The organism is Rhizobacter sp. (genome assembly GCF_035702065.1).
Taxonomy (GTDB): domain Bacteria; phylum Pseudomonadota; class Gammaproteobacteria; order Burkholderiales; family Burkholderiaceae_C; genus Rhizobacter.
This window is the reverse complement of the sequence record NZ_DASSRA010000020.1, coordinates 1-21,622: the sequence shown is the minus strand read 5'-3', so window position 1 is coordinate 21,622 and position 21,622 is coordinate 1. Positions and strand designations below refer to the sequence as shown.

Annotated in this window: 23 protein-coding genes, 2 tRNA genes and 1 pseudogene; 18 read left to right on the top strand and 8 right to left on the bottom strand. The window is 63.8% G+C overall.

Annotation, left to right across the window (positions count from 1 at the left end; all coding sequences use genetic code 11):
* Together VFL64_RS01030 and VFL64_RS01025 are read left to right on the top strand one after the other, a co-directional pair.
* A pseudogene (locus VFL64_RS01030) lies at window positions 1–291 on the top strand (signal recognition particle protein); the annotation flags it as partial.
* Window positions 292–377: 86 nt separating this feature from the next.
* Window positions 378–1,142 (top strand): DUF2726 domain-containing protein, encoded by a 765-nt coding sequence (locus VFL64_RS01025; RefSeq protein WP_489538518.1) that lies wholly within the window; start codon window positions 378–380, stop codon window positions 1,140–1,142.
* A 7-nt stretch (window positions 1,143–1,149) separates the two neighbouring features.
* Here the strand turns inward: VFL64_RS01025 and ftsY are convergent, their stop codons facing one another.
* Complete coding sequence (ftsY, locus tag VFL64_RS01020) at window positions 1,150–2,169, bottom strand: signal recognition particle-docking protein FtsY (protein WP_489538517.1); 1,020 nt, start codon at window positions 2,167–2,169, stop codon at window positions 1,150–1,152.
* A 62-nt stretch (window positions 2,170–2,231) separates the two neighbouring features.
* Between ftsY and VFL64_RS01015 the strand changes: the two genes are divergently transcribed.
* The 3 genes from VFL64_RS01015 to miaB all read left to right on the top strand — a co-directional run bounded on the left by VFL64_RS01015 (window position 2,232) and on the right by miaB (window position 4,162).
* Window positions 2,232–2,308, top strand: a tRNA-Met gene (locus VFL64_RS01015).
* Between the two features lie 96 nt (window positions 2,309–2,404).
* Window positions 2,405–2,785 carry a hypothetical protein gene (locus VFL64_RS01010; protein WP_489538516.1) on the top strand — a complete coding sequence of 127 codons (381 nt, stop codon included), beginning with the start codon at window positions 2,405–2,407 and terminating at the stop codon, window positions 2,783–2,785.
* Between the two features lie 12 nt (window positions 2,786–2,797).
* Complete coding sequence (gene miaB / locus VFL64_RS01005) at window positions 2,798–4,162, top strand: tRNA (N6-isopentenyl adenosine(37)-C2)-methylthiotransferase MiaB (protein WP_489538515.1); 1,365 nt, start codon at window positions 2,798–2,800, stop codon at window positions 4,160–4,162.
* Between the two features lie 5 nt (window positions 4,163–4,167).
* Here miaB and VFL64_RS01000 read toward each other — a convergent pair whose 3' ends face one another.
* A complete protein-coding gene (locus tag VFL64_RS01000) occupies window positions 4,168–4,419 on the bottom strand; it encodes a hypothetical protein (protein ID WP_489538514.1) in 252 nt (83 codons plus the stop codon).
* Window positions 4,420–4,529: 110 nt separating this feature from the next.
* On the opposite strand from VFL64_RS01000, the gene hemA reads away from it, so the two are divergent.
* The 6 genes from hemA (at window position 4,530) to VFL64_RS00970 (ending at window position 9,531) form a co-directional block, all read left to right on the top strand.
* Window positions 4,530–5,834, top strand: coding sequence for a glutamyl-tRNA reductase (gene hemA / locus VFL64_RS00995; RefSeq protein WP_489538513.1), 1,305 nt, complete (start codon window positions 4,530–4,532; stop codon window positions 5,832–5,834).
* A 90-nt stretch (window positions 5,835–5,924) separates the two neighbouring features.
* Window positions 5,925–7,010: a peptide chain release factor 1 gene (prfA, locus tag VFL64_RS00990; RefSeq protein ID WP_489538512.1), complete on the top strand. Its 1,086-nt coding sequence runs from the start codon at window positions 5,925–5,927 to the stop codon at window positions 7,008–7,010.
* The gene (gene prmC, locus VFL64_RS00985) at window positions 7,007–7,816 is read left to right on the top strand and encodes a peptide chain release factor N(5)-glutamine methyltransferase (RefSeq protein ID WP_489538511.1); all 810 of its coding nucleotides are present in this window, start codon (window positions 7,007–7,009) and stop codon (window positions 7,814–7,816) included. The genes prfA and prmC overlap by 4 nt, the downstream gene beginning before the upstream one ends.
* Before the next feature lie 155 nt (window positions 7,817–7,971).
* Window positions 7,972–8,529, top strand: a complete 558-nt coding sequence (locus VFL64_RS00980) for a hypothetical protein (protein WP_489538510.1) — start codon at window positions 7,972–7,974, stop codon at window positions 8,527–8,529.
* A gap of 106 nt (window positions 8,530–8,635) precedes the next feature.
* On the top strand, window positions 8,636–8,953 hold the full coding sequence (gene grxD / locus VFL64_RS00975; protein ID WP_489538509.1) for a Grx4 family monothiol glutaredoxin: 318 nt from the start codon (window positions 8,636–8,638) through the stop codon (window positions 8,951–8,953).
* Window positions 8,954–8,955: 2 nt separating this feature from the next.
* The gene (locus VFL64_RS00970; protein WP_489538508.1) at window positions 8,956–9,531 is read left to right on the top strand and encodes a UbiX family flavin prenyltransferase; all 576 of its coding nucleotides are present in this window, start codon (window positions 8,956–8,958) and stop codon (window positions 9,529–9,531) included.
* 6 nt (window positions 9,532–9,537) lie between these two features.
* Here VFL64_RS00970 and VFL64_RS00965 read toward each other — a convergent pair whose 3' ends face one another.
* A complete protein-coding gene (locus VFL64_RS00965; protein WP_489538507.1) occupies window positions 9,538–10,170 on the bottom strand; it encodes a lytic transglycosylase domain-containing protein in 633 nt (210 codons plus the stop codon).
* Complete coding sequence (locus tag VFL64_RS00960) at window positions 10,167–11,912, bottom strand: proline--tRNA ligase (protein ID WP_489538506.1); 1,746 nt, start codon at window positions 11,910–11,912, stop codon at window positions 10,167–10,169. Before VFL64_RS00960 ends, VFL64_RS00965 begins: the two co-directional genes overlap by 4 nt.
* A gap of 114 nt (window positions 11,913–12,026) precedes the next feature.
* Between VFL64_RS00960 and VFL64_RS00955 the strand changes: the two genes are divergently transcribed.
* The gene (locus tag VFL64_RS00955) at window positions 12,027–12,614 is read left to right on the top strand and encodes an RNA pyrophosphohydrolase (protein WP_489538505.1); all 588 of its coding nucleotides are present in this window, start codon (window positions 12,027–12,029) and stop codon (window positions 12,612–12,614) included.
* Between the two features lie 6 nt (window positions 12,615–12,620).
* Here VFL64_RS00955 and proB read toward each other — a convergent pair whose 3' ends face one another.
* The 4 genes from proB to rplU form a co-directional block, all read right to left on the bottom strand.
* On the bottom strand, window positions 12,621–13,739 hold the full coding sequence (gene proB / locus VFL64_RS00950; protein ID WP_489538504.1) for a glutamate 5-kinase: 1,119 nt from the start codon (window positions 13,737–13,739) through the stop codon (window positions 12,621–12,623).
* Window positions 13,736–14,815 carry an Obg family GTPase CgtA gene (gene cgtA / locus VFL64_RS00945; protein WP_489538503.1) on the bottom strand — a complete coding sequence of 360 codons (1,080 nt, stop codon included), beginning with the start codon at window positions 14,813–14,815 and terminating at the stop codon, window positions 13,736–13,738. The genes proB and cgtA overlap by 4 nt, the downstream gene beginning before the upstream one ends.
* A 115-nt stretch (window positions 14,816–14,930) precedes the next feature.
* Complete coding sequence (gene rpmA / locus VFL64_RS00940) at window positions 14,931–15,191, bottom strand: 50S ribosomal protein L27 (RefSeq protein WP_489538502.1); 261 nt, start codon at window positions 15,189–15,191, stop codon at window positions 14,931–14,933.
* 18 nt (window positions 15,192–15,209) lie between these two features.
* Entirely contained in the window at window positions 15,210–15,521 is a 312-nt protein-coding gene (gene rplU, locus VFL64_RS00935) for a 50S ribosomal protein L21 (RefSeq protein ID WP_489538501.1), read from the bottom strand.
* 262 nt (window positions 15,522–15,783) lie between these two features.
* On the opposite strand from rplU, the gene ispB reads away from it, so the two are divergent.
* The 6 genes from ispB to coaE all read left to right on the top strand — a co-directional run bounded on the left by ispB (window position 15,784) and on the right by coaE (window position 21,615).
* Window positions 15,784–16,725, top strand: a complete 942-nt coding sequence (ispB, locus tag VFL64_RS00930; protein WP_489538519.1) for an octaprenyl diphosphate synthase — start codon at window positions 15,784–15,786, stop codon at window positions 16,723–16,725.
* Between the two features lie 37 nt (window positions 16,726–16,762).
* Window positions 16,763–16,839 (top strand) — tRNA-Pro (locus tag VFL64_RS00925).
* A 148-nt stretch (window positions 16,840–16,987) separates the two neighbouring features.
* Window positions 16,988–18,709, top strand: a complete 1,722-nt coding sequence (gene pilB / locus VFL64_RS00920) for a type IV-A pilus assembly ATPase PilB (protein ID WP_489538500.1) — start codon at window positions 16,988–16,990, stop codon at window positions 18,707–18,709.
* A 72-nt stretch (window positions 18,710–18,781) separates the two neighbouring features.
* Entirely contained in the window at window positions 18,782–20,014 is a 1,233-nt protein-coding gene (locus VFL64_RS00915; RefSeq protein ID WP_489538499.1) for a type II secretion system F family protein, read from the top strand.
* A 9-nt stretch (window positions 20,015–20,023) separates the two neighbouring features.
* Complete coding sequence (locus VFL64_RS00910) at window positions 20,024–20,950, top strand: prepilin peptidase (protein ID WP_489538498.1); 927 nt, start codon at window positions 20,024–20,026, stop codon at window positions 20,948–20,950.
* 20 nt (window positions 20,951–20,970) lie between these two features.
* A complete protein-coding gene (gene coaE / locus VFL64_RS00905) occupies window positions 20,971–21,615 on the top strand; it encodes a dephospho-CoA kinase (protein WP_489538497.1) in 645 nt (214 codons plus the stop codon).
* The last annotated feature ends 7 nt before the right edge of the window (window positions 21,616–21,622 follow it).

The window sequence follows — 21,622 nt, the reverse complement described above, 5'->3', positions numbered from 1 at the left end:
GACATGGACCGCGCCGAGCGCGACATGCGGCGCATGGAGGGCATGCTGAACGCCATGACCGCCAAGGAGCGCCGCCAGCCCGCGCTGCTGCTGGAGGGCAAGACCAAGGCCAGCCGCAAGCGCCGCATCGCGCAGGGCGCCGGGGTGCAGATCCAGGATGTCAACCGCATGCTCAACCAGTTCGAGCAGATGCAGGGCATGATGAAGAAGATGAAGGGCGGTGGCCTGATGAAAATGATGAAGCGCATGGGCGGCATGAAGGGCCTCGGCGGCCCCGGCGGCCTGCGCTGACCGACCGCCCCGAGGGCCTTTCCGATTGACCATGCCCCGCGAGGCAGCTATGGTCAGTATCCACACACACTTGTCGTACAACTGACATGCAAACGCTTCTGATCGTCGGCGGGCTGATCCTGCTCGTCGCCTTGTTGTGGCTATGGAAGCGACAGCAATCGCCGCGTGGGGCGTCGTCGTCCCAGCGCGGCAAATCCCGCTCCAATGACGACGGCTCCGACACCCTGATGCACTGGCACCCGCAAGCCACGCGCATCATGACCACGCCCGAACGGAAGGCCTACGCCGCCCTTCGCGCCGGCCTGCCCGAGCACATCATCCTGGCCCAGGTGCCGCTGGCCCGCTTCCTGAAGGTGCCGACCCGCCATTCCTACTCGGAATGGCTGCGCCGCGTCGGCGTGTTGTGCGCCGACCTGGTGGTGTGCGACAGCGTCTCGCAGGTGATCGCGGTGGTCGACATCCGCGCCCCCGAATCTCAGGAAAACGACCGCGCCAAACAGCGCCACTCCCGCATGGACCGCGTGCTGAAGGCCGCCGAGATCCCGCTGCACATCTGGCGCGAAGATGCCTTGCCCAACTCGATCGGGGCACGCAACGCCATTCTCAAGATGCCGGTCGACGCGCCTTCCGCCACGGCCGCCGCACCCACCTCGCCGGCCGGCCTGCAACCAACCCGGCCGGCCCAGGCGGCCACGCCGCGCCAACCCGCTGCAGTGGCGACAGACGACGACGGCTTCGAGCAGCGTGATCCGCCCTCGTCGACCTGGTTCGACGAACTCGATTCGTCTTCCGTGCCACTGGCACCGACGCCCATGCCGCCTCGCGGCTCGGGCGGCCCCTCGATCCGCTGAGCCTGCGTCAGCTCAGCAAGGCCTGCGCGAACTCTCGCGCATCGAAGGTCTGCAGGTCTTCGAGCTTTTCGCCCACGCCGATGAAGTAGACCGGGATCGGCCGCTCGCGGGCGATCGCTGCCAACACGCCGCCCTTGGCCGTGCCATCGAGCTTGGTCACGATCAAGCCGGTGAGTTGCAATGCATCGTCGAAGGACTTGACCTGCGACAGTGCGTTTTGCCCCGTGTTGCCGTCCACCACCAGCAGCACTTCGTGGGGCGCGCCGCCCTGCGCCTTGCCGATCACGCGCTTGATCTTCTTGAGCTCTTCCATCAGGTGAACCTGCGTGGTGAGCCGGCCCGCGGTGTCGGCGATCACCACGTCGCAACCGCGTGACTGGCCGGCGACCACGGCGTCGAAGCTCACGGCGGCCGGGTCGCCGCTTTCCTGGCTGACGATCTCGACCGCCTGGCGCGCGGCCTGCGGCCGATCGGCCCGCTCGGCCCAGACCGCCAGCTGTTCGCGCGCCGCGGCGCGGAAGGTGTCGGCCGCTGCGAGCAATACCTTCTGGCCGCCATCGGCCAGGTGCCGCGTGAGCTTGCCGATGCTGGTCGTTTTGCCGGCGCCGTTCACGCCCACCACCATCATCACCGTCGGCCGCTGCTCGCCGACCTGGAGCGACTTCTCAAGTGGCTTGAGCAGTTCGGCCACTGCATCGGCCAACAGGCCCTTCACCGCGGCGGGGTCGGTGGCGCGCGCTTCCTTCACCCGGCGTTTCAGATCGGCCAGCAGAAACTCCGTGGCTTTCACGCCCGCATCGGCCATCAGCAGCGCGGACTCGAGGTCTTCGTAGAGCGCATCGTCAATCTGCGTTCCGGTGAAGACCCGGGCGATGCCCGTGCTCGTCTTGCGCAACCCGCCGCGCAGCTTGTCCAGCCACGAAGCGCGCTCGGCCTGTGCAGGCTCCGGCGGGGGCACGGTAGAGGGTGCAACGCTCGGCGCCATGGCGTCGGGCACCACGGGTTTTTTCTTGAAGAAGCTGAACATGTGAATCGGTTGGCAGGTCGCAGCAAGCGACCACAAAAGTGATGGTTATAATGCGCGGCTCAGGCGCTTTAGCTCAGCCGGTTAGAGCGACGGAATCATAATCCGCAGGTCCGGGGTTCGAATCCCTGAAGCGCCACCAGAATCTGTTCCACCTGCGGCTCCCGGTCTCACCGACTCGGAGCCGTTGTTGTTTGTGGTTCATCTTTCTCCCCTCAACAGCCACTGGATCTACACCATGTACCGCTGTCTCATCGCTGCCGTTGCCACCGTCACCCTTGTCCTGCCGGCCGCAGCCCAGGTGCAACGCAGCTTCCCCCAGAACGCCTTGCGCGGCACCATCGCCTTCGGCACGCCGCCGCAGGTCGTGCTCAACGGCAAGCCCACTCAACTGGCTCCCGGCGCTCGCATTCGCGGGCTCAACAACCTGCTGGAAATGTCGGGCGCACTCGTGGGTGCGAAGGGCTCCGTCAACTACACCATCGACCAGGCCGGGCTGGTGAAAGACGTCTGGATCCTGCGCAAGGAAGAGATCGCGATGAAGCCCTGGCCCGAGACGCTGGAGCAGGCGCAGACGTGGTCGTTCGACCCGGTCGCGCAGACCTGGACCAAGCCCTGACGAGGCCGCGTCATGACGACCAGCGCCTCCAAGAAGGTCTTCATCAAGACCTTCGGCTGCCAGATGAACGAGTACGACTCGGACAAGATGGCCGACGTGCTCGCCGCGGCCGAAGGCTATGAACCCACCAACGATGTCGAACAGGCCGACCTGATCCTCTTCAACACCTGCTCGGTGCGCGAGAAGGCGCAGGAGAAGGTCTTCAGCGACCTCGGTCGGGTGAAACACCTCAAGGCCAAGGGCGCCATGATCGGCGTCGGCGGCTGTGTGGCCAGCCAGGAAGGCGCCGCCATCATCGAGCGCGCGCCCTATGTCGATGTGGTGTTCGGCCCGCAGACCCTGCACCGCCTGCCGCAGATGCTGGCGCAACGCCGGCACGAGCGCCGCCCGCAGGTCGACATCAGCTTTCCCGAGATCGAAAAGTTCGACCACCTGCCGCCCGCACGGGTGGAAGGCGCAACCGCATTCGTCTCCATCATGGAAGGCTGCTCCAAGTACTGCAGCTACTGCGTCGTGCCCTACACGCGCGGCGAAGAGGTCTCTCGCCCGTTCGACGATGTGCTGGCCGAAGTGGCCCGTCTCGCCGAGCAAGGCGTGAAGGAGGTCACGCTGTTGGGCCAGAACGTCAACGCCTACCGCGGCGCGATGGGCGAGACGGACGAGATCGCCGACTTCGCCCTGCTGATCGAATACGTGGCGCAGATCCCCGGCATCGCACGCATCCGCTACACCACCAGCCACCCGAACGAGTTCACGCAGCGACTGATCGACGTCTACGCCCGCGTGCCACAGTTGGTGAACCACCTGCACCTGCCTGTGCAGCACGGCAGCGACCGCATTCTGATGGCCATGAAGCGCGGCTACACCGCCATGGAGTACAAGAGCACGGTACGCAGACTGCGCGCGGTGCGGCCCGACATCAGCCTCTCCAGCGACTTCATCGTCGGCTTCCCAGGCGAGACCGAAGACGACTTCAACAAGATGATGAAGCTGATCGACGACATCGGCTTCGACAGCAGCTTCAGCTTCATCTTCAGCCCGCGGCCCGGCACACCCGCCGCCGCGCTGCACGACGACACCCCTCAAGACCTGAAGCTCAAGCGGCTGCAGCACCTGCAGGCGGTGATCGAGGCCAACCAGCGCCGCATCGGCCAATCGCGCGTGGGCACGGTACAGAAGATCCTGGTCGAAGGCAGCTCGCGCAAGGACGCAACCGAGTTGATGGGCCGCACCGAGTGCAACCGCATCGTCAACTTCAAGGGGCAACCGCGCCTCATCGGCCAGATGATCGACGTACTCGTCACCCAGGCGTACCCGCACTCGCTGCGGGCCGAGGTGGTGACGAGCGACAGCCCAACGGTCGCGCTCGCCGTCTGAGGAGGCTACCCGCGGCGCGGGCCCCAGCCGGCCCACCAGAGGGCCAGCGCGCAGGCAACCACCATCGCGCCGTAGGTGACCATCTTGCCGTCGTGGCCCGTCCACAGCAGACCGGCAACCAGAGCCAGCGCCGACGCCACGACCGCCCACAGCGCCATGCGCCAGGGCGAGACGCCTTTCAGGTCACGCCACCACAGCAGCTTGGCCAGCCAGGCGGTCAGCACACCCACACCGAGTGCCGGCGCGAAGAAATTCAACAGATGCCACAACCCATCCAACGCGCCCATCGCGCACTCCCAGACCCGGCTCTCAAAGGGTTCCAACGGGCATTCACCCCGGGAACGACGCGAAATTTTATAATCTGAGAATGAGCGTTTTCGCCCTCGGCCTGAACCACACAACGGCCCCGCTGGATCTGCGGGGCCGCTTTGCGTTCTCGCTTGAGCAACTGGCGCCCACGCTGCAGGAGTTTCGCGGTCGCGTGACGCCTGGCACGGGCGCTCCCGAAGTGGCGCTGCTCTCCACCTGCAACCGCACCGAGCTGTACTGTGCCGCGGGCCCCGAGATGGTGACGCCTGCGGTTGACTGGCTGGCCCGCCGCGGCGGCGTCGAAAGCCACCAGCTGATGCACCACGCCTACGTGCTCGAAGGCGGAGCCGCCGCGCGGCATGCCTTCCGCGTGGCCAGCGGGCTCGACTCGATGGTGCTGGGCGAGCCGCAGATCCTCGGCCAGATGAAGCAGGCCGTGCGCGAGGCCAACACGGCCGGCACGCTGGGTACGACGCTGCACCAGATGTTCCAGCGCTCCTTCGCCGTGGCGAAGGACGTGCGCACCTCCACCGAGATCGGCTCGCACTCCATCAGCATGGCCGCCGCCGCGGTGCGGCTGGCCTCGCAGCTGTTCGAAGACCTGCACGAGACAAAAGTGCTGTTTGTCGGCGCCGGCGAGATGATCGAACTCGTGGCCACGCACTTTGCCGCGCGGCAGCCACGCGCCATCGCTGTCGCCAACCGCACGCTGGAGCGCGGCGAAAAGCTCGCCAGCCGCTTCGGTGCCGAAGCCCTGCGCCTGGCCGACCTGCCCGCCCGCCTGGGCGAGTTCGATGCGGTGATCTCCTGCACCGCAAGCTCGGTGCCCATCATCGGTCTGGGCGCCGTCGAGCGTGCCCTCAAGGCGCGCAAGCACCGCCCGATGTTCATGGTCGACCTGGCCGTGCCGCGTGACGTGGAGCCTGAGGTCGCTCGCCTGTCCGACGTCTACCTCTACACCGTCGACGACCTCTCTGCGCTGGTGCAGGGCGCGGGCGAGAAGCGGCAAGCCGCGGTGCAGCAGGCCGAGGCCATCATCGAGAGCGGCGTGCAGAGCTTCGTGCACTGGCTGGGGCAACGCGGCTCGGTGCCGCTGATCCAGGCCCTCAATGCACAGGCAGACGACTGGCGCAGCGCCGAGATCGCGCGTGCGCGCAAGCTCCTGGCCAAAGGCGAAGACATCGAGGCCGTGCTGGAAGCGCTGTCGCGCGGCCTCACGCAGAAGATGCTGCACGGCACCCTGGCCGAGTTGCACGCTGCCGATGGCGAACACCGCGCCCAGCTCGCGCAAACCGTGTCGCGGCTCTTCCTGCGCGGCAACGCGCGCGATCCGGCCGACGACAAGAACAGCGACAAGTACTAGCGACGCAGCGCCCGCCGCACCGGCGGAGCGTTCGTGCGCTTGCATTCAGCAGACCTCGCACCGGCTCCGCCTCCTTCACCCGGAGCCCGCATGAAAGATTCACTTCGCCAACAGTTCGAGCGCCTCGCCATGCGGCTGGCCGAACTCGACGCGATCCTGGCCGACCCTCAGGTGGCCAGCGACATGAACCGATACCGCAGCCTCACCCGCGAACATGCCGAGGTCGGCTCGCTGGTGGAGCGCTTTCGCCAGTACGAGCAGCGCGAGCGCGACCTCGCCGCCGCCCGCGAGATGCTGGGCGACGCCGAAATGGCGGAGATGGCGCAAGAAGAAGCCACCGCAGCCGAAGCCGACATCGAGCGCCTGCACGCCGAACTGCAGACCGCCTTGCTGCCGCGTGACCCCGATGACGGGCGCAACGCCTTCCTCGAGATCCGCGCCGGTACCGGCGGCGACGAGTCGGCGCTGTTTGCGGCCGACCTGCTGCGCATGTACCTGCGCTATGCCGAGCGCCAGGGTTGGCGCACCGAGGTGATGTCGGAGAGCATGTCCGACCTCGGTGGTTACAAGGAAGTGGTGCTGCGCATCGAGGGTGACGACGTCTACGCGCGTCTCAAGTTCGAGTCGGGCGGCCACCGCGTGCAGCGCGTGCCCGCCACCGAGACGCAGGGCCGCATCCACACCAGCGCCTGCACGGTGGCCGTGATGCCCGAGCCGGATGAAACCGAAGAGATCCAGCTCAACCCGGCCGAGCTGCGCATCGACACCTTCCGCGCCAGCGGCGCGGGTGGCCAGCACGTGAACAAGACCGACAGCGCCATCCGCGTCACCCACCTGCCCACCGGCATCGTGGCCGAATGCCAGGACGACCGCTCGCAGCACCGCAACAAGGCCAAGGCCCTGGCCGTGCTGGTCGCGCGGCTGCGCGAGAAAGACCGCAGCGAGCGCGCAGCGAAGGAAGCCGCCACCCGCAAGGGCCTGATCGGCAGCGGCGACCGCAGCGACCGGATCCGCACCTACAACTTCCCGCAGGGCCGGCTCACCGATCACCGCATCAACCTCACGCTGTACAAGCTGCAGGCCATCATGGAAGGCGAGCTGGACGACGTGCTGGGCGCCTTGCAAGCCGCCCGCGCTGCCGAGCAGCTGGCCGAATTGGAAGGACGCAGCACGTGAGCACAGTCGCCGCGCTGCTGGCCGAAGCCCGCACCCTGGGCATGGATCGCCTGGATGCCCAGTTGCTGCTGGCTCACGTGCTCGGGCAGTCGCGCAGCTGGCTGCTGGCGAATGACGACGCCAGCCTGAACGCCGACCAGCTGCATCGCCTGCGCAGCTTCTTCAAGCGGCGCGCCGGTGGTGAGCCGCTCGCCTACCTCGTCGGCGAGAAAGAGTTCCACGGGCTCACCTTGCGCGTCTCACCCGCCGTGCTGGTGCCGCGGCCCGACACCGAAACGCTGGTGGATTGGGCCATCGAGCTGATGACCCCGTCGTCCGCCGTGCTCGACATGGGCACCGGCAGCGGCGCCGTTGCCCTGGCCCTGAAACACGCGCATCCGCAGGCGCAGATCACGGCACTGGACGCCAGTGCGCCGGCCCTGGCCGTGGCACGCGAGAACGGTAAGCGCCTGCGCCTGGAGGTGGAATGGTTGCTCAGCGACTGGTGGCAGCAGCTCGAAGGCCGGCGCTTCGACCTGATCGTAAGCAACCCACCCTACATCGCGGGTGACGACGCCCACCTTGCTGCGTTGCAACACGAACCGATGCAGGCACTCACGCCTGGTGGCGATGGCCTGGATTCTCTGCGCCAGATCATTGCCGGCGCCCGCACGCACCTGTCGCCTGGCGGATGGCTCCTGCTGGAGCACGGCTACGACCAAGCTGCGGCCGTGGCGGACCTGTTGCGCCAGCATCGGTTCCAAGACGTCACGACTCGACACGATTTGGCCGGCCACACGCGCTGCACTGGAGGCCGGCAGAGCTGAAAACAGACACTGTTGCGGCATTGCTGCACATCGCACGCTTGAGCCCTCATCCGAATGGTGGAAGAGCCTACACACGGGCCGGCAAGCGGCGTAGCATGACCCGAAATTCCTCGCTCGAGCACCAGCCCGGCGCTTGGGCCCTCAGGAGAAAAATCATGTGCAGGTTCGTTCGGTTCTGGGTGGGTGCAGTGGCTTTGGCCGCTTCGGCCGCACATGCCGCGCCGGGCGAAGGCCAGCACTACCAGTCGGACGAGCAGGCCTGGGAGGGCCTCAAAGGCCGGCTCACGCTCGGCACCACGGTCACCCCATTCCGTGCTGATTTCGGCGTCGTCACTGGCGACGAGCAGAAGGTCTCCAGCCTGAGCGTGATGGGTGACTACTACTTCACCCGCCCCTGGCTCGGCACGCGCGGCGGCCTGCGCGCCACCAGCGGCCTGTTGCTGGGCCCGCGCAGTTCGCTGTGGAGCAGCCCCTCGGCGATGGAGCACCGCAGCGGCCCCGACACCACCACCGAACCCACCAGTACCCTGCCGTACCTGGGTGTGGGCTACACCGGCCTGTCAAGCAAAGGCGGCTGGGGTCTTTCCGCCGACCTGGGCCTGATGGCCTATTCGCGCTCGAACATGCGGCTGGGCACGCAAAGCCTGGACGACACCATGCGCGATCTGCGCTTCTCACCACTGCTGCAGTTCGGCGTCTCGTACTCGTTCTGAGCGAGTTCAAGGACATCCGGCTCTCGCGTCTCGCGCGGGCCTGGTTTGCCGTATAACCTCACCTATCCCCACAGACATACGACCGGCCCCCGGCCGGCCCGCGACCATGAGCGACGTTCAACAACGCATCGACGACCTCGTCAAGAACAACCGCGTGATGCTTTTCATGAAGGGCACGGCGCAGTTCCCCATGTGCGGCTTCTCGGGCCGAGCCGTGCAGATCCTCAAGTCCTGCGGCGTGACCGACCTGAAGACCTTCAACGTGCTCGAAGACGAAGCGGTGCGTCAGGGCATCAAGGACTACGCCAACTGGCCCACCATCCCGCAGCTCTACGTGAACGGCGAGTTCGTCGGCGGCTCCGACATCATGATGGAGATGTACCAGGCGGGCGAACTCCAGCAAGTGCTCGGCGCACAGGCCTGATCTTGGTATCTGCCGCACCCGGGCGCGTCGTCGTCGGCATCACCGGTGCCACCGGCGCGCTCTACGGTGTTCGGCTTCTGCAGCGGCTGAAGGCCGCAGGTCGAGAGACTCATCTGGTGGCCAGCCCGGCAGGGGTGCTCAACGTGCACCACGAGTTGGGTCTGGACCGCAACGCGCTGGAAGCTCTGGCGCATACCGCCTACAACCCGTCCGACGTGGGCGCGGCCATCGCCAGCGGTTCCTTTGCCACCGATGCCATGGTGGTGGCCCCCTGTTCCATGAAGACGCTGGCCGCGATTGCCCATGGGCTGTCGGACAACCTGCTCAGCCGCGCCGCCGACGTGGCGCTCAAGGAACGCCGCAAACTCGTGCTGATGGTGCGCGAGACGCCATTCAACCTGGCGCACTTGCGCAACATGACGGCGGTGACCGAGATGGGAGGCATCGTCTTCCCGCCGTTGCCGGCGTTCTACCATCGGCCCGCCACCATCGACGATTTGGTCGACGACACCGTGGAGCGCGTTCTCGCGCTACTCGGCGTGGCCGAGGCGCACCCCAAGACATGGGCCGGCCTGTGAGTCGTCTCAGGTCGGCTTGAAAGCCCAGCTCTTGCGTGCCCCAAACACGAGGTCGGGGTACTCCGCCCGTCCGCGGCTGCCGTTGTAGCGGCCCAGCGCCAGGAACAAGTCGCCGCGTTCGAGGTTGAGGTAGTGGCGCAGGATCACGCAGCCAAAGCGCAGATTGGTCTGCATGTGGAAGAGCCGCGTGGCATCGCCGTCACCGATCGTGCGCGCCCAGAAAGGCATCACCTGCATGTAGCCGCGCGCGCCGGCGCTGCTGATGGCGTACTTGCGAAAGCCGCTTTCCACCTGCACCACGCCCAGCACCAAAGAGGGTTCGAGGCCTGCACGCGCGCTCTCGTACCAGAGCGCCTCCAAGAACTCCACCCGGGCCACATGTTCGGCCTTGCGCTTCTTCAAGCGCGTGCTCATCTCGCCCAACCACTTGAGGTAGGCAAGACGCTCCTCGATGCTGTCGAACGCCGGCTTGGGTGGTGCCTTGTTGGCGATGGCGGCCGACAGCGCCGAGCGCACCGCGTCAGCCAACGGCTCTTCCACCTGGGCACCCGCGCGCGACGGCCCGCTCGCCAGCCACAAAGGCGACAACGCCGCGGCAGCCAGGAGCCGCCGCCGCGCCCGCCCCGCTTCCGTGTTCATGAGCCGAGCTTGGCCTTCACGAAGGCGGCCACCTCGGCAGCGGGGACGCTCGATGCCTGCGCATCGCGCCGGCCCTGGTACTCGACCTTGCCTTCCTTGAGCCCGCGATCCGACAGCACCACGCGGTGCGGCGCCCCGATCAGCTCCCAGTCGGCAAACATCGCACCCGGGCGCTCGCCACGGTCATCGAGGATCACATCGACGCCTTGTGCGAGCAGCTGTTCGTAGAGCTGATCAGCCGCAACCTTGACCTCGTTGGAGCGGTCATAGCCAATGGGGCACAGCACGACGGCGAACGGTGCCATCGAAGCCGGCCAGATGATGCCGCGCTCGTCATGGTTCTGCTCGATGGCAGCGCCCAACAACCGGGTGACGCCAATGCCGTAGCACCCCATCTCCAGAAGCTGCGGCTTGCCGTTCTCGTCGAGGTAGGTCGCGTTCATGGCCTTCGAGTACTTGGTCCCGAGGTAGAACACGTGGCCAACCTCGATGCCGCGCTGCATCGCCAGCTTGCCCTTGCCATCGGGCGACGGGTCGCCTTCGACCACGTTGCGGATGTCGGCCACAAGATTGGGCTCGGGCAGGTCGCGCACCCAGTTCGTGCCGGTGTAATGGAAGTCGGCTTCGTTGGCGCCGCACACAAAGTCGCTCATCGCGGCCACGGTGCGATCGACCACCAGCTTCACCGGCTTCTTCAGCCCGATGGGGCCAAGGTAACCCGGCTTGCAGCCAAAGTGGTCTTCGATCTCGGCCGTGGTGGCAAAGCGATAGCCCCCTTTCAGGCCTGGCACTTTTCCGGCCTTCACCTCGTTCAGCGTGTGGTCGCCACGGACCAGCAGCAACCACACAGTGCTCTTGACCACGTCGCCACCTTCGTTCTTCTCGTCGGTGGCAAGCACCAATGACTTCACGGTTTGCGACAGCGGCAGACCCAGCAGCTCGGCAACATCTTCGCAGGTGCTCTTGCCGGGCGTGGGCGTCTTGGCCAGTGCCTGCGTGGGCGCTGCGCGGTGGTCGATCAATGAAACGGCTTCTGCGAGTTCGACGTTCGCGGCGTAGTCCGAACTCGGGCAGTAGGCAATGGCGTCTTCGCCGGTGTCGGCGATCACCTGGAACTCGTGCGAACGGTCGCCACCGATGGCGCCGGTGTCGGCCGCCACAGCGCGGAAGGTCAGGCCCATGCGCTCGAAGATCCGGACGTAGGCGGCATACATCGCGTCGTAGCTCTTGCCGGCCGATGCCACGTCGCGATCGAAGGAGTACGCGTCCTTCATCGTGAACTCGCGCCCGCGCATCACGCCGAAACGTGGCCGGCGCTCGTCGCGGAACTTGGTCTGGATGTGATAGAAGTTCTTCGGCAGCATGCGGTAGCTGCGCAACTCCTGGCGTGCGATGTCGGTGATCACCTCTTCCGACGTCGGCTGAATGATGAAGTCGCGCTCATGCCTGTCTTTGACGCGCAGCAGTTCCGGCCCCATCGCCTGGAAGCGCCCCGTCTCTTGCCACAACTCGGCCGGTTGCACCACCGGCATCAAGAGCTCCACCGCGCCGGCGCGGTTCATCTCTTCGCGAATGATGGCCTCGACCTTTCGAATCACCCGCAAGCCCATCGGCATGTAGTTGTAGATGCCGGCGCCCAGTCGCTTGATGAAGCCCGCACGCATCATTAGCTTGTGGCTGGCCACCTCCGCGTCGGCAGGCGCTTCCTTCAGCGTGGAAATGAAAAACTGACTGGCTTTCATGAGCGAAACGTGGGGAGGGTGTGAAAAACGCGGCCAGGCTTGGGGAAACCCGCGGGGTTGATTCCCGCAATGCCGGTGCAATAATGAATTCAACTAAAGAATTTGAGGTTGATTATGCTCGACCGCGAAGGGTTCAGACCCAACGTCGGCATCATCCTGCTCAATACCAAGAACCAGGTTTTTTGGGGCAAACGCATTCGCACCCACTCCTGGCAGTTCCCGCAAGGGGGCATCAAATACGGCGAAACGCCCGAGCAGGCGATGTTCCGCGAGCTCCACGAAGAAGTGGGGTTGACGCCCGACCACGTTCGCATCGTTGCACGCACTCGCGACTGGCTGCGCTATGAGGTACCCGACCACTTCATCCGGCGCGACGCGCGAGGCCACTACCGTGGCCAGAAACAAATCTGGTTTTTGCTGCAGCTCACGGGCCGGGACAGCGACATGAATCTACGCGCCACCGACCATCCGGAGTTCGATGCGTGGCGCTGGAACGAATACTGGGTACCGCTCGACCTGGTGATCGAATTCAAGCGCGACGTATACCAGATGGCCCTCACGGAGTTGGCGCGCTTCCTGCCGCGCAACAACCACCACAACCGGTATCTGCGCTCAGGCATGCGTCCGCATCATCGCGACGACTTGGCCGATACCGATTCGGCTGCGCTGGACGAAACCCCGCGAGACGACCCCGCCGCCTGATCCCAATCAGGCCAGAACGAGGTTATCGCGGTGGATCATCTCCGGCTCGCCGGTGAAGCCAAGCAATCGTTCGAACTCGCTGGAGGGCTTGCGGGCAATCAAGCGCGCTTCTGAGCTTGCGTAGTTGGCCAAGCCGCGCGCGATCTCGACGCCACTCTTGTCGCGCACCGCAATCACGTCGCCACGAACGAACTCGCCCTGCACCTCGGTCATACCGATAGGCAACAGGCTCTTGCCCTCATCGCGCAGCTTGGCAGCGGCGCCATCGTCGATCACCACCGCACCGCGAAATTGCAGGTGATCGGCCATCCATTGCTTGCGTGCCGCGAGCTTGGCCGTCGATGCAGTCAACGCCGTCCCGATTGACTCACCCGCAGCCAGTCGAATCAGCACATCAGGTTCACGGCCCCACGCGATGACAGTCGATGCGCCGCTGCTCGCGGCGCGCTTGGCGGCCAGCACCTTGGTGATCATGCCGCCGCGGCCGATGCTCGACCCGGCGCCACCTGCCATGCGCTCAAGCTCGGGCGTGCCCGCTTGGGCTTCGTGAATGAACTGCGCCGACGGATCCTTGCGAGGATCAGCAGCGTACAGGCCTTTCTGATCGGTCAGGATCACCAGCGCATCGGCTTCGACCAGGTTCGCTACCAGTGCACCCAAGGTGTCGTTGTCACCGAACTTGATCTCGTCATTGACGACGGTGTCGTTCTCGTTGATGACCGGCAGCACCTTCAGCCTGAGAAGCGTCAGCAGCGTGGAGCGCGCATTCAAATAACGCTCCCGGTCAGCCAAATCAGCGTGCGTCAGCAGCACCTGTGCACTGCCCATGCCGTGGTTACGCAGCTGCGTCTCGTACATCTGCGCCAACCCCATCTGGCCTACCGCTGCAGCAGCCTGCAACTCATGGATCTCCTTGGGCCGGACCGACCAACCAAGGCGCTTCATGCCTTCGGCCACCGCGCCGCTCGACACCATCACGACCTCGCGGCCCTGCGCGGCAAGCGCCGCCAACTGGCGGCACCACGTTCCGATGGCTTGCGCATCCAGCCCTCGCCCCTCGTTGGTGACGAGGCTCGACCCCACTTTGACGACGATGCGCTTTGCGTTCTTGAGTGCGTCGGTCATGGCGAAGGAGACAGGTTCTCTGCGCCCTCGGTGAAACGAGGATCCGGCGCATCCGGGATCACGTTCTTGAGCGCAGACACATGCTGATAGATGGCCTGAACCAGATGCTCGCAACCTTCGCGCGTGAGAGCGGATATCTGGAACACAGGCCCTTTCCATTTGAAGCGCTTGACGAAATCCTTGACGCGCTTCTCTCGCTCTTCCAACGGCACCATGTCCAACTTGTTCAACACCAGCCATCGCGGCTTGTCGTGGAGGGCTTGGTCGTACTTCTTCAACTCGCCCACGATGGCCTTGGCCTGCGCCACCGGATCGATGCTCTCATCGAACGGCGCCATGTCGACGAGGTGCAGCAGCAGATGGGTACGCTGCAGGTGACGCAAGAACAAGTGCCCAAGCCCCGCGCCTTCCGACGCGCCCTCGATCAGCCCCGGGATGTCGGCCACAACAAAGCTTTGCTCCGCAGCAACTCGCACCACACCGAGGTTAGGGTGCAGCGTCGTGAAGGGGTAGTCAGCGATCTTGGGGCGTGCGTTGGAGATCGCGGCAATCAGCGTGGACTTGCCGGCATTGGGCATGCCGAGCAGGCCCACATCGGCCAATACCCGCAACTCGAGCTTGAGTTTGCGCTGCTCTCCGGGCCAACCCGGAGTCTTCTGCCGCGGCGCTCGGTTCGTGCTCGTCTTGAAATGCAGATTGCCGAAGCCACCATCACCGCCTTTGGCCAAGAGGACTTTCTCATCAGGCACCAGCAACTCGGCAATGACGGTGCCGGTATCCAAGTCCTTGATGATGGTGCCCATGGGCATGCGCAAGACGATGTCCGCGGCGGCGGCCCCGTACTGGTCCGAACCGCGACCGTTCTCGCCGTTGCGCGCCTCATGGCGACGCGCATAACGGAAATCGATCAACGTGTTGAGGTTGCGGTCCCCGACAGCGAAGACGCTGCCGCCCTTGCCACCATCCCCGCCATTCGGGCCGCCGAATGGGATGAACTTCTCACGGCGAAAACTCATGCAGCCGTTGCCGCCATTCCCGGCAGCCACGTCGATGGTGGCTTCGTCAACGAATTTCATGGTGTGCTTTCACTCGTACCTCAGGCCGCTACGGTAGCCGAGGCGCAGGCCCCATGCAAAAAAAGGAAAGCCCCGGCGAACCGGGGCTTGGCAGCCTGTTGGCAACGGACTTCGATCAGCCCTGGGCCTTCACGCTGACCGTCTGGCGGTTGTTCGGGCCCTTGACGGCGAAGCTCACCTCACCATCTACCAACGCGAACAAGGTGTGGTCCTTGCCAACGCCGACATTGGTCCCGGCATGGAACTTGGTGCCACGCTGACGCACGATGATCGAGCCCGCCGGAATCAACTGGCCGCCGAACGCCTTCACGCCGAGCATCTTGGGTTGGGAATCGCGGCCGTTCCGGGTGGAACCGCCGCCTTTTTTCTGTGCCATGGTTTAGCTCCTTCGTTCTCAGGCGTTGACTGCACTGATCTCAAGCTCGGTAAAGGCCTGACGATGGCCTTGACGCTTTTGATAGTGCTTACGACGACGCATCTTGAAGATGCGAACCTTGTCATGCCTGCCTTGAGCCACAACCGTGGCCTTGACGCTTGCGCCGGATACCAAGGGAGTCCCGACCTTCAAATCGGCGCCGTTTCCAACAGCCAGAACTTGGTCGATCGTGATCTCTTGGCCAACGTCCGCAGCAATCTGTTCTATTTTGATCTTTTCGCCGGCAGCAACTCTGTATTGCTTCCCGCCGGTTTTTATGACCGCGTACATATCAGCCCTTTCAGTGAATCTGCCAAGCAATGAAAACTTTGCTCAAGCAGCCCCGCGAAAACACGCAGAGCCTTAGAGTCTAGCATGAATTGAGCAACGAGGCCAATTGCTTCAGCCCGCGCCGGCTAGGGTGCCCTCCACCGCCCAGTTTCAGTCTGCGGCCAGCCGGCCCTTCCTATAATTTGCCGTACTCCCCGAGCCCCCCGTGCAACCAACCACCACCCAGCAGCCCACCGCAGCCAGCCCCGGCCCTACTCAGCTGATGGCCGCCGAAATGCGGGAAGTCGATGCCGTCATCCAGCGCCGCTTGGCGTCGGATGTCGCACTGATCAATCAGATATCGCACTACATCATCAGCGCGGGCGGCAAGAGAATCCGTCCAATGCTTGTGTTGCTGTTCTCCAATGCGCTTGGATTCCGCGGCCGGGAACGGTTCGAGCTCGCTGCCACTGTCGAATTCATTCATACCGCTACGTTGCTTCACGACGATGTCGTTGACGAATCCGCATTGCGACGGGGGCGAGAAACAGCGAATGCCTTGTTCGGCAACGCAGCCAGCGTGCTGGTCGGTGATTTCCTGTACTCGCGTGCATTCCAAATGATGGTTTCGGTGAATCGGATGCGCGTGTTGGAAGTTCTCGCCGACGCCACAAATGTGATCGCAGAGGGCGAAGTTCTCCAACTGATGAACATGCACGACCCGGATCTGGCTGTCGAGGACTATCTCAAAGTCATCCGATTCAAGACCGCGAAGCTTTTCGAGGCGAGCGCCCGACTGGGTGCAGTACTGGCTGACGCGAGCCCCGAGGTTGAGGACGCCTGCGCAAGCTACGGCCGCTCCCTTGGCACCGCATTTCAGCTGGTCGACGACCTGCTCGACTACGAAGGCTCAACATCGGAATTAGGCAAGAACGTCGGTGACGACCTGCGGGAAGGCAAACCCACGCTGCCGCTCCTGATCGCAATGGAGCGCGCCAGCGCCGAAGAGCGTCTCATGGTGCGCCATGCAATTGAGCAGGGTGAAGTGACTCGCCTCGCCGAGATTGTGGACATCGTTCGCCGCACAGGTGCCATTGAAGCCACACGAGACGCGGCTCGCGCTGAAGCGGACAAGGCCCAGGCGAACTTGATGGCGCTTCAGGCAACTCCCTACCGCGAAGCTCTGCTAGAATTCTGCGTTCGATCGGTTGAGCGCTCGTCTTGACTGATCGCAAAAGTGGCCTTCTCGGGCCCTTTTTTATCGGGGTGTAGCTTAGCCTGGTAGAGCGCTACGTTCGGGACGTAGAGGCCGGAGGTTCGAATCCTCTCACCCCGACCAACCCACCGCACTGAATCAATTTGTTGCAGTGATCACGGCCGAGAGTCGTGATTTGTTGCCGCTTGCACGGGGGCGTCAGGTTTACAGCACCTGGCGAATCGGCGATCATCTTTTGATATGGTCACCGTGACGTAACGCACACACCTCTGTGGATACCCTTGCCGAAGTCTCACAATCCGCACTTTCGGGCGTGGCGCGTGTTCTGGTTCATGCCGGAAAGCTGAATGCGAAGACCGCGGAAGACTTGGTCAAGTCTTCTAAAGAGAAGAAAGCCAGCTTCCTTTCGTCAGTGCTTGCTGCTGGGGCCGTCACCTCGGCGGATCTTGCGCATACCCTCTCTAGCGCCCTGGCTCTGCCGTTGCTGGATCTGAACGCAGTCGACCCACAGCGTCTGCCGCGCAACGTCATCGACGGCAAGTTGGCGGCTCAGTACCAAATCGTTGTCCTCGGCAAACGAGGCAATCGGCTTTTCATCGGTGGCGCCGACCCCACCGATCAGGAGGCAGCCGAGCGGATCAAGTTCGCTACCCAACTTTCCCCTGAATGGGTCATCGTCGAGCACGACAAGCTCGCCAAGATTCTCGAAGGCGCCGGAACGAGCGCGAGCGAGTCGCTGGACAACATCGTTGGTGGCGACTTCGAGTTCGACGTCACAGACGACGAGTCCGCGACTGCAGCCGAAACACAAGAAGTCACTGCCGATGTCGAAGACGCCCCGGTTGTGCGTTTTCTTCAGAAGATGCTGATCGACGCCATCAATGCGCGAGCGTCCGACCTCCACTTCGAGCCCTACGAGTACCACTACCGCGTTCGCTTCCGCGTCGATGGTGAGTTGCGCGAAATCACCCAGCCGCCCATCGCGATCAAAGAGAAGTTGGCTTCGCGCATCAAGGTTATCTCTCGCCTCGACATTGCCGAAAAGCGCGTGCCGCAAGACGGGCGCATGAAGCTCAAATTCGGCAACAAGGCGATCGACTTTCGCGTCAGTACCTTGCCCACATTGTTCGGCGAGAAGATCGTTATTCGTATTCTGGACCCGTCGAGCGCGAAGCTGGGCATTGAGGCGCTAGGCTATGAAAAGGTCGAGAAGGATCGACTGCTCAAATGCATTGTCCGGCCCTACGGCATGATCCTGGTGACCGGTCCAACGGGCAGCGGCAAGACGGTGTCGCTCTACACCTGCCTGAACATCCTGAATCAGCCGGGTGTCAATATTTCCACGGTGGAAGACCCGGCCGAAATCAACCTGCCTGGGATCAACCAGGTGAACGTGAATGACAAGGCCGGTCTGACGTTCTCTGCTGCACTCAAGTCTTTCCTGCGCCAGGATCCTGATGTGATCATGGTCGGCGAAATCCGTGATCTCGAGACTGCCGACATCGCGATCAAGGCTGCGCAAACGGGCCACATGGTGATGTCAACACTGCACACCAACGACGCGCCAACGACTTTGACACGGCTGTTGAACATGGGCGTCGCACCGTTCAACATTGCCTCCAGCATTCTGCTCATCACAGCCCAACGCCTCGCGCGTCGGTTGTGCGAGGTGTGCAAGACGCCAGCCGACTACCCTCGTGAGGCCTTGCTTAAGGCGGGTTACACCGAGACCGACCTTGATGGCACCTGGAAGCCCTATCGTGCCGTAGGATGCTCTGCCTGCAGCAACGGCTACAAAGGCCGTGTCGGCATTTACCAAGTGATGCCCATCAGCGAAGAAATCCAGCGCATCATCCTGTCTGAGGGCACGGCGATGGACATTGCCGACCAGGCCCTACGCGATGGCGTACGCGATTTGCGGCAGTCTGGCCTCGTCAAAGTACGCGCCGGATTCACTACGCTTGAGGAAGTTATCGCGGTGACGAACGAATAACGCCGATCCACGCATCCAGGCAGGCATTACACAACTCAACGGGACGAGGACAGAAGTTTCCTCGGAGACACCATGGCAACTGCAACAGCAGGCAAGGCAGCGACGAAAACTGTCAAAGAATTTGTCTTCGAATGGGAAGGCAAAGACAAGAACGGCAAGGTCGTTCGCGGTGAGATTCGCGCGGGCGGTGAAGCTGTGGTCAGCGCAAGCTTGCGGCGCCAGGGCATCCTAATCACCAAGGTGAAGAAGCGCCGCACAAGTGGCGGCTCAGCGATCAAGCAGAAAGACATTGCGATCTTCACGCGGCAGCTGTCCACCATGATGCGTGCCGGGGTGCCACTCCTGCAGGCTTTCGACATCGTGGCGCGAGGTAGCACCAACGCGAGGATGACCAAGCTCATCACCGATATCCGCACAGATGTCGAGACTGGCACGAGCTTGTCGTCCGCATTCCGCAAGCATCCGCTGTACTTCGACGCGCTTTATTGCAATCTCGTCGAAGCCGGTGAAGCGGGCGGCATTCTGGATACCCTGCTGGATCGCCTCGCCATCTATCAGGAAAAGACGATGGCCATCCGGAACAAGATCAAGTCCGCCTTGATGTATCCGGTGGCAGTGATGGTGGTGGCCTTCATCGTGCTGGCAGTCATCATGCTGTTCGTCATCCCTGTCTTCAAGGAGGTCTTCACGTCGTTCGGCGCCGACCTGCCTGCTCCTACGTTGTTCGTGATCGGAATGTCCGAGATCTTTGTGAAGTACTGGTGGGCCATCTTCGGCTTCCTCGGCGGCGGCCTGTACTTCTTCTTCGAATCCTGGAAGCGCTCGGAGAGGATGCAGCGCACCATGGATCGCCTGCTGCTCAAAGCACCGGTGTTCGGTAGTCTGGTGAACAAATCGGCCGTGGCCCGGTGGACCCGTACGCTGTCCACTATGTTTGCGGCTGGCGTTCCATTGGTTGAGGCGCTTGATTCTGTGGGTGGTGCGTCGGGCAACGCTGTCTTCAAAGACGCGACCGAACAGATCCAGAAGGATGTCTCCACGGGCGCCAGCCTGACAGCGTCCATGCAGACCACCGGCGTGTTTCCCAACATGGTGATTCAAATGTGCGCCATTGGTGAGGAGGCTGGCTCTCTGGACGCCATGCTCGGCAAAGCGGCCGAGTTCTACGAGGACGAAGTGGATGAAGCCGTCAAAGGCCTTTCGTCGCTGATGGAGCCCTTCATCATCGTGATCCTGGGCACCTTGATCGGCGGCATTGTGGTCTCGATGTACCTGCCCATCTTCAAACTCGGCTCCGTGGTCTGACGGATCACAATGATCCTGCCCGGCGCTGACCTTCTCCTTTCCCCTTGGCTTCTGGCCCTCCTGGGCCTGTGCATCGGCAGTTTTCTGAATGTCGTGATCCACCGCCTGCCGCAGATCCTCGATCGCGGCTGGTGGGCCGAGGTGGCCAATCAATTGAGTGACGCGGACGCTCACAAGCGGGTATTCGGTGCGGCGCCCTCCCGCTCTACGGAAGAGGCCGGCAAGTCGCTGACGGCCGCATTGAGCAAACTCGGCACATTGCAGCTCAGCCACCCCCGCTCCCGCTGCCCCGCCTGCGGCCACTTGATCGCCTGGCACGAGAACATCCCCGTCTTGAGCTACCTGCGGTTGCGTGGGCGTTGCGCCGAATGCAAGACACGCATTTCGCCGCGCTACCCCCTTGTCGAGATATTCACCGGCGCGCTCTTTGCCGCAGTCGGGTGGCGCTTCGGGGCTGCCCCGACGGCACTCCTCTGGTGCCTCTTCGTCGCCATGCTGATCGCACTGGCTGGGATTGACTGGGACACCACGCTCCTTCCCGACAACCTCACTTTGCCACTGCTGTGGGCCGGCCTGCTGGCCAGCGTGGTGGGCTGGACGATCCCTCTGCCTCAATCCGTGTGGGGTGCAATCGTCGGCTACCTGTCGCTGTGGTCGGTGTATTGGCTGTTCAAACTTACCACTGGCAAAGAGGGCATGGGCTACGGTGACTTCAAGCTGCTTGCGGCGCTGGGGGCCTGGCTTGGCTGGCAGATGATCTTGCCGATCGTGCTGGGCGCCTCGGTCATCGGCGCGGTGGTCGGCATCGCCATGAAGCTGTCCAGCAGCCTGCGCGAGGGGCGCTACGTGCCTTTCGGCCCGTTCCTCGCCGGGGGCGGTGTCGTGGTGATGCTCGCCGGCCAGCAGCGCGTGCTGGGCTGGCTGGGTTGGGCCTGAACAACGGAAGAGCGGCGCCGATGGCGGCCCACTTCCACCTGCGGATCGGTCTGACGGGCGGCATTGGCAGCGGCAAGAGCACCGTTGCCCAACTTCTTGTCGAGCGAGGCGCGGCCCTCATCGACACCGATGCGATCGCTCGATCGCTCACGCTGCCCGGCGGGGCCGCCATCTCGGCCGTCCGTGAGGCGTTCGGGGCGAGCTGCATCGACGCCAGCGGCGCGCTGGACCGCGCCCGCATGCGCGACCTTGTCTTCGCCGACAAGACGGCGAAGGCCCGGCTGGAAGCCATCCTCCACCCCATGATCGGCGCCGAGTGCAACCGCCTGGCCGAGGCCGCCTCGGGGCGGCCAGTGGTATTCGACGTGCCGCTGCTCGTCGAATCCAGCCATTGGCGCACACGCGTCGATCGCGTCCTGGTGGTGGATTGCACCGAGGCCACGCAGGTCGAACGCGTGACCAAGCGTTCCGGCTGGTCACGCGAGGCCGTCGAATCCGTGGTTTCGCAGCAAGCGCCCCGCTCCGCTCGCCGGGCCGCCGCGGACGCCATCGTCTGCAATGAAGGCCTGAGCCTGGAACAACTGGCCCGAGAAGTGGTCATCCTGTGGGAGCACTGGATGCGTATGGAACAATCGCGCCGATCGAGCGGAGCGTCCCCACCTTGATCTTGTA